The sequence below is a fragment of the Mycobacterium sp. KBS0706 genome, assembly GCF_005938675.2.
Lineage (GTDB): Bacteria > Pseudomonadota > Alphaproteobacteria > DSM-16000 > Inquilinaceae > Inquilinus.
The window spans coordinates 36,377-42,848 of record NZ_VCCH02000073.1; the positions used below are offsets into that span (position 1 = coordinate 36,377).

Annotated in this window: 6 protein-coding genes; 3 read left to right on the top strand and 3 right to left on the bottom strand. The window is 69.7% G+C overall.

What is annotated here, in order from left to right; all coding sequences use genetic code 11:
• Window positions 1–75: 75 nt before the first annotated feature.
• Complete coding sequence (htpX, locus tag FFK22_RS30205) at window positions 76–951, bottom strand: zinc metalloprotease HtpX (protein ID WP_138891668.1); 876 nt, start codon at window positions 949–951, stop codon at window positions 76–78.
• Between the two features lie 95 nt (window positions 952–1,046).
• On the opposite strand from htpX, the gene FFK22_RS30210 reads away from it, so the two are divergent.
• Window positions 1,047–1,235, top strand: a complete 189-nt coding sequence (locus FFK22_RS30210) for a DUF1674 domain-containing protein (RefSeq protein WP_138891669.1) — start codon at window positions 1,047–1,049, stop codon at window positions 1,233–1,235.
• 3 nt (window positions 1,236–1,238) lie between these two features.
• Here the strand turns inward: FFK22_RS30210 and FFK22_RS30215 are convergent, their stop codons facing one another.
• Window positions 1,239–2,210, bottom strand: a complete 972-nt coding sequence (locus FFK22_RS30215) for an isopenicillin N synthase family oxygenase (RefSeq protein ID WP_138891670.1) — start codon at window positions 2,208–2,210, stop codon at window positions 1,239–1,241.
• A gap of 149 nt (window positions 2,211–2,359) precedes the next feature.
• Here FFK22_RS30215 and FFK22_RS30220 point away from each other — a divergent pair, with 149 nt between their 5' ends.
• The gene (locus FFK22_RS30220; protein WP_138891671.1) at window positions 2,360–3,958 is read left to right on the top strand and encodes a glucan biosynthesis protein; all 1,599 of its coding nucleotides are present in this window, start codon (window positions 2,360–2,362) and stop codon (window positions 3,956–3,958) included.
• 143 nt (window positions 3,959–4,101) lie between these two features.
• Here FFK22_RS30220 and FFK22_RS43295 read toward each other — a convergent pair whose 3' ends face one another.
• Window positions 4,102–4,245, bottom strand: coding sequence for a hypothetical protein (locus FFK22_RS43295; RefSeq protein WP_186002731.1), 144 nt, complete (start codon window positions 4,243–4,245; stop codon window positions 4,102–4,104).
• 233 nt (window positions 4,246–4,478) lie between these two features.
• Here FFK22_RS43295 and FFK22_RS30225 point away from each other — a divergent pair, with 233 nt between their 5' ends.
• Window positions 4,479–6,323 carry an ABC transporter ATP-binding protein gene (locus tag FFK22_RS30225; RefSeq protein ID WP_138891672.1) on the top strand — a complete coding sequence of 615 codons (1,845 nt, stop codon included), beginning with the start codon at window positions 4,479–4,481 and terminating at the stop codon, window positions 6,321–6,323.
• Window positions 6,324–6,472 lie beyond the last annotated feature (149 nt).

The following is a 6,472-nucleotide window of genomic DNA, read 5'->3' on the forward strand; positions in this document are numbered from 1 at the left end:
CGTCGCGCTTTAATCGGAAAGAGATTCCCGCTTTCGCGGGAATGACGTCCACGGGGGAAAAGGGATCTGCCCCCTTCACCCCCAAGGCCCGCGGCCCTGGCCCTGCGCGAGACCCGCCATCCGCTGCAGCGCGGCAACGCGGTTGGCGGTCTTGGGATGTGTCGAGAACAGGCTGTCGACCGCATGGGCATGCAACGGATTGATGATGAACATGTGGGCGGTGGCGGGATTCCGCTCCGCCGCACCGTAGTCGATCCGCTTCGAGAACGCCTCGATCTTTTCCAGCGCCGAGGCCAGCCACAGCGGCCGGCCGCAGATCTCGGCCCCGATCCGGTCGGCCTCGTATTCCCGGCTGCGGCTGATCGCCATCTGCACCAGCATGGCGGCCATCGGCGCCAGGATCACGGTCAGGATCACGCCGATGAAACCGAGCGGGTTGTTGCGGTTGTCGCCGCCGCCGAAGAACAGGCCGAAATTGGCCAGCATCGACAGCGCGCCGGCGATGGTCGCGGTTATCGTCATGATCAGCGTGTCACGGTTGCGGACATGCGCCAGCTCATGCGCCATCACCCCCGCCACCTCCTCCGCCGACAGCCGGCTCAAGAGGCCGGTGGTGGCGGCGACCGCGGCGTTCTGCGGGTTGCGGCCGGTGGCGAAGGCGTTCGGCTGGTCGGTGTCGATGATGTAGACCTTCGGCATCGGCAGCTGCGCCTGCTCGGCCAGCCGGGCGACCAGATTGTAAAAGTCGGGCGCGGTGCGGGCATCGACCTCGCGCGCATTGTGCATGCGCAACACCATCTTGTCGGCGTTCCAGTAGGCGAACAGGTTCATGCCCACCGCCACCAGCAGCGCGATCATCATTCCGCCCCGCCCGCCCAGCAGCCAGCCCGCCGCCATGAACAGCGCGGTCAGGGCCGCCAGCAGCATCGCCGTGCGGATGTAGCCCGACATCAGGTCCTCCATAGGTCTCATCCCGGGAACAAATGGCCCCGGCCCGCCTCCGATCAAGCCTGGACTCGGCGGCTGCGCCTCGCCATATCCGGGGGATGAGCGAGACCAACACACCTGCCGCCAAGCCCCTGTCGCCCCAGGAACTGGCCGAGCGCATCGACCCGCGCACCGGCGCGCCGGTCGAGATCGTGCCGCAGAAGCCGGGCGAGATCGGCGGCCCGAAGGGGCTGGAGCCGACCCGCTACGGCGACTGGGATGTGAATGGCCGCTGCTCGGACTTCTGAGCCCTAGACGGCCGGCAGCGTCACGGTCGAGCGGAACTTCGACGCCAGGTGCGGACCCGACAGGACCGGCGGATATCTGGGCGTCTCGCCCGGCCCGAGGCAGGTCGGCAGGCAGGCGACCTCCGCATCCCAGTTCGGCTGGTGGAAGAAGGCGATCGACTGGCGCCGGGTCGATCCGGCCGAATCCGGCGGCGGGTTGACCACGCGGTGCAGGGTCGAGCGCCAGCGGTCGTTGGTCCAGCGCGCCATCAGGTCGCCGAGATTGATCACGAAGCCGCCCCGCACCGTGGGCACTGAATGCCATGCCGCGTCCGCCCCCTGCACCTCCAGCCCGCCCGGCGCCTCCTGCGGCAGCAGGATGGTCAGCGAGCCGTAATCGGTGTGGGCGCCGGCACGCAGTTGCCCCGGCTCGGGCGGCACCGGCTGGTGCGGATAGTTCAGCAGCCGCAGCGCGCTGATCGCCCGGTCGATCCGGCTGTCGAAGAAGTCCTCGGGTAAGGCAAGGCCGAGGGCGAACAGCCGCATCAGCCGGCCGGCGAGATCGGACAGGGCCTGGTAATAGGCCAGCATGGCGGCGCGGAAACCGGGCGGCTCGGCCGGCCACAGATTGGCGGCCCAGGCGAAGGCGACCGCGTCCGCCGAATCGGGTGGCGGCGTCAGGTCGGCCGGGCCGATCGAGAAGCTCTCCTTCAGGTCGGGCGGCCGCTTGTCGCCGAGCGACCGGGCGAGGCTCTCCCCCGCCACCGGGGAATAGCCGTAGGGATAGCCCGGCCGCGGCATCACGACCGACCGCTTCGCTGCTTCCGGCAGGTCGAAGAAAGCGCGGGCCGCGGCCCAGCCGCGGTCGATCACCGCCGCCGGCACGCCATGGCCGGTCACCACCAGAAAGCCGACGCGTTCGCAGGCCTCGGCCACCGACGTGGCCACCGCCCCTTTCTCCCCCGCCGCGAGATCGATCACCGGCACCAGGCTCATCCGCACCTCCTCATCCCCATCGGCGCCATCTCACGACGGCGTGCCGCCGCGGTCAAAGCCTGTCATGCCTTGCCGCGGAGGATGGCGGGCTTATCTGCTGGAACGACGGGCTTCGGCTCGTCGCCTGCGAGTCGGGTTCCGGAGGCTGCATGACGATCCCGCTCCATCGCCGCGCCCTGCTCCGTGCCGCCGGATCGGCCGCGCTGCTGGCCGGGCTGCCGGCCGCGTCCCGCACCGCCACCGCCCAGCGGCAGGGGCTGGCCCTCGGCCCGGCCGCGCCCTTCTCCTACGAGGCGCTGGTCGCCCGCGCCCAGACGATGGCGGCACAGCCGTACCAGCCGCCCACCCGGCCGGCGCCGGACATCGTGCAGGCGATCGACTACGACGCCCATGGCAAGATCCGGTTCAAGACGGATCTCGCCCCCTTCGCCGACGGCAGCGGCGCCTATCCGGTCACCTTCTTCCATCTCGGCCGCTACTCCGGCGAATCGGTGCGGATGTATCTGGTCGGCGGCGACGGCGCCCGCGAGATCCTGTACCGGCCGGATTATTTCGACATGCCGGCGGACAGCCCGGCCCGCAAGCTGCCGGCCGATTCGGGCTTCGCCGGCTTCCGCCTGCAGGAATCGCATGGGCGCGCGGACTGGCGCACCCAGGACTGGGTCGCCTTCCTCGGCGCCTCCTATTTCCGGGCGATCGGCGCGCTCGGCCAATACGGGCTGTCGGCGCGCGGCGTCGCGGTCGACGTCTTCGCCCCCGGCAAGCCGGAAGAGTTCCCGATCTTCACCCAGTTCTTCATCGCCGAGGCGCCGGATCCGGCGCAGCCGGCGGTGATCTGCGCCCTGCTGGATGGGCCCAGCGTCAGCGGCGCCTACCGCTTCACCCTGCACCGCACCGAAGGCGTGGTGATGGAGATCGAGGCCTCGCTGGTCCTGCGCCAGGCAGTGTCGCGCCTCGGCCTGGCGCCGCTGACCTCGATGTTCTGGTACGGCGAATACGGCCGCGGCCGGATGCTGGACTGGCGGCCGGAGGTGCATGATTCGGACGGACTCGCCATCTGGACCGCCGCCGGCGAGCGGATCTGGCGCCCGTTGAACAACCCCCGGACGATCAGGGTGTCGAGCTTCGGCGGCGACAGCCCGCGCGGCTTCGGCCTGCTGCAGCGCGACCGCAATTTCGACCATTATCTCGACGGCGTGTTCTACGACCGCCGCCCGAGCCTGTGGGTCGAGCCGCTGGCGCCTTTCGGCCGCGGCGCGATCCAGCTGGTGGAGATCCCGACCGACGACGAGATCCACGACAACATCGTCGCCTTCTGGGTGCCGGAAGGCCGGGCGGCGGCCGGTGACCGCCACGATCTGAGCTACCGGCTGCACTGGCTGGCAGACGAGCCTTATCCCGACCAGGGCATCGCCCGCACCATCGCCACCCGGATGGGCCGCGGCGGCGAGCCGGGCAAGCCGCGCCCGCCCGGCGTCTTCAAGATCGTCGCCGAATTCGACAACTCGGCGGTGATGCGCCGGATTCCCTACGGCGTGTCCCCGGAGGTGGCGGTCACCGCCTCGCGCGGCACCATCCAGCGGCCGTTCAGCGAACCGGTGCCGAACGGCAATGTCTGGCGTGCCACCTTCGACCTCACGGTCGACGGCAGCGACCCGGTCGAGCTGCGCATGGTCCTGCGCCTGGACGGCCGGCCACTGACCGAGACCTGGCTGTACCAGTTCCACCCGGAGCCGCCGCCGGCCTGAGGTGCCGCCCGGCGGTCAGCCCCGGGTCGCCTGGCGTGCCGCCTCCGCCACCTGCCGGCGCAGCCAGGCATGGGCCGTGGCCGCGCTGGCGCGGGCGGCGGCCTGAGGGCGGAGGCGAGGGGCCGAGACCCCTCGCCTGCCGGTCACCTCAGCTTCGCCTGCCCGTGGTCGCCGCTGCTGTAGGCCGAGCCGGCCCGGCCGAGCGCGTCGTGGATGGCGTCGGCCAAGGCTGGCCGGATGCCCCATCCGGACAGCGCCACCAGAATCGGCACGATGATGTACTTCATGTCGAACCCCTCGGATGCCGCAGCCGGACGATCCGGCCACGCCCCTGCATCCATGGCCGCGAGTCTAGCGGCCCGCGCCGGCCCGCCAGTGACCGCGCGCACAGACGAAAATGTCCCGAGCCCTGCGCTGAACGAATTCCTGTGTCCAATTGTCCGGTCTTTTCGTCGCCGCATAGTCGGCGCAGGCTGGGATCCTGCCGCCAAATAAAAAACGCCGCCCGGAAGACCCAATCATGTTCCGCTTCTTCGAAGCCCGCGTGCTGCCGACCGCCACGGGCATGCCTGGCCAGCCGCCGGGCGATCTGCTGCGGTTCTACTGGTTCTTCCTGCGGCAGGTCCGCTGGTACTACGTCGCCCTGCTCGGCGCCGGGCTGACGGTCGCGCTGCTCGATGCGCTGATCCCGGTCTTCATCGGCCGGGTGGTCACCCTGCTCAGCACCGTCACGCCCGAAGAGCTGTTCGCCGATCACTGGCACCTGCTGGCCGGCATGGCGGCGGTGCTGCTGCTGTGCCGGCCGGGCGCCCTGTTCCTGCAGGCGCTGATCACCAACCAGATCATCGCCTCGGGCTTCACCAACCTGGTCCGGTGGCAGAGCCACTGGCACGTGGTGCGGCAGAGCTGGACCTTCTTCCAGAACGACTTCGCCGGCCGCATCGCCAACCGGGTGATGCAGACCGGCGTGGCGCTGCGCGACAGCACGGTGACGTCGATCGTCGCGGTCTGGTACCTGACCGTCTACGGCACCAGCGCGCTGGTGCTGCTGGCCAGCGCCGATCTGTGGCTGGCGCTGCCGACGATGGGCTGGTTCGCGGTCTACATCCTGCTCCTGACCTATTTCGTGCCGCGGCTGAAGCAGCGCTCGCTGGAGATGTCCGAGGCGCGGTCGCTGCTGACCGGCCGGATCGTCGACAGCTACACCAACATCCTGACGGTCAAGCTGTTCGCCCGGGCGAAGGAGGAGGACGAATACGTCCGCGAGGCGGTGGACGGCCACACCACCATCTTCCGCAGCCAGCTGCGGCTGATCACCCTGTTCAACCTGTGCCTGTCGACCACCAACGCGACCCTGGTGGTGTCGACCGCGACCATCGCCATCCTGCTGTGGCGCCAGGGGACGGTGGCGCTGGGCGCCGTCGCCATGGTGCTGCCGCTGACCTGGCAGATCGTCAACATGGCCGGCTGGGTGGCGCAGCAGGTGACCACGATCTTTGAGAATATCGGCGTGGTGCAGGAGGGCATGATCTCGATCGCCAAGCCGCTGCGCCTGGTCGACAAGCCGGGCGCCAAGCGGCTGAAGGTGACCGAAGGCGGCATCCGCTTCGACCAGGTCAGCTTCAACTACGGCCGGCCGGGCGGCGTGATCGAGGCGATGAATCTCGACATCCGGCCGGGCGAGAAGATCGGCCTGGTCGGCCGCTCCGGCGCCGGCAAGTCGACCCTGGTCAACCTGCTGCTGCGCTTCTTCGACGTCGAGCGCGGCCGCATTCTGATCGACGGCCAGGACATCGCCGGGGTGACGCAGGAGAGCCTGCGCGAGCAGATCTCGGTGGTGACCCAGGACACCTCGCTGCTGCACCGGTCGATCTTCGAGAACCTGAACTACGGCCGGCCGAGCGCGACCAAGGCCGAGGTGGTCGCGGCCGCCAAGCAGGCCCATGCCCACGACTTCATCCTGGATGTCGAGGACTGGCGCGGCCGGCGCGGCTACGAGGCCCATGTCGGCGAGCGCGGCGTCAAGCTGTCCGGCGGCCAGCGCCAGCGCGTGGCGATCGCCCGGGTGGTGCTGAAGAACGCGCCGATCCTGATCCTGGACGAGGCCACCTCGGCGCTCGATTCCGAGGTCGAGGCGGCGATCCAGGAGCAGCTCGAGGACCTGATGGAGGGCAAGACGGTGATCGCCATCGCCCACCGCCTGTCGACCATCGCCCGGATGGACCGGCTGGTGATCCTGGAGCGCGGCCGCATCGTCGAGGTCGGCTCGCATGAGGAGTTGCTGAAGGCCAACGGCCATTACGCCTCGCTATGGCGCCGCCAGTCCGGCGGCTTCCTCGGCGAGGAGGAGCAGGCGGCGGAGTAGACACCGACCGGCCCTCTGCAGGCCCCCTACTTCCAACTGTCATCCAAATCCCCGACTAAGGCTGGATGTGCGGTCGGGAAGGGGCAGGGTTGGGGAGCGGTGGTGGAAGCCGGGGGATCTTTGGCCCTAGATGCTCGTCGAGCGAGTCT

Excerpts from the sequence above, each read along its gene's own strand:
- FFK22_RS30225 (WP_138891672.1), top strand. The coding sequence starts at position 4,479 with ATGTTCCGCTTCTTCGAAGCCCGCGTGCTGCCGACCGCCACGGGCATG.
- FFK22_RS30220 (WP_138891671.1), top strand. The coding sequence starts at position 2,360 with ATGACGATCCCGCTCCATCGCCGCGCCCTGCTCCGTGCCGCCGGATCG.
- FFK22_RS30215 (WP_138891670.1), bottom strand. The coding sequence starts at position 2,210 with ATGAGCCTGGTGCCGGTGATCGATCTCGCGGCGGGGGAGAAAGGGGCG.
- htpX (WP_138891668.1), bottom strand. The coding sequence starts at position 951 with ATGTCGGGCTACATCCGCACGGCGATGCTGCTGGCGGCCCTGACCGCG.
- FFK22_RS30210 (WP_138891669.1), top strand. The coding sequence starts at position 1,047 with ATGAGCGAGACCAACACACCTGCCGCCAAGCCCCTGTCGCCCCAGGAA.
- FFK22_RS43295 (WP_186002731.1), bottom strand. The coding sequence starts at position 4,245 with ATGAAGTACATCATCGTGCCGATTCTGGTGGCGCTGTCCGGATGGGGC.